The organism is Massilia genomosp. 1 (genome assembly GCF_011682185.1).
GTDB lineage: Bacteria > Pseudomonadota > Gammaproteobacteria > Burkholderiales > Burkholderiaceae_D > Telluria_A > Telluria_A rubra.
In genome coordinates, this window is record NZ_WHJF01000568.1 from 1 (window position 1) to 265 (window position 265).

1 pseudogene is annotated in these 265 nt (G+C 67.9%); it reads left to right on the forward strand.

From position 1 onward, the window contains the following. Positions 1 to 265: pseudogene (locus F1735_RS37190) on the forward strand (IS5/IS1182 family transposase); the annotation flags it as partial.

Genomic DNA, 265 nt, shown 5'->3' on the forward strand with positions numbered 1-265 from the left:
CCGCGAGCGGCCTGCAGCGGCGGCCAGCGCGGCACCGCGCAAGCAGGGCAGGCGCAAGGGTAAGCGCCCGGTCAAGCAAGCGGCACCAGCTGCTGGCTCGCCGATCCGGCGCCAGCGCGGCCAGACCTTGCCCGACATGCTCGCCGAATTGCCAACGATCTGCGACCGCGGCACCAAGTGCAACGCGCAGGGTTACAAGACCAGCTGGAACGGGTACAAGCTGCATATTGACACTGCCGATTGTGGCGTTCCCATCGCCGCCTTG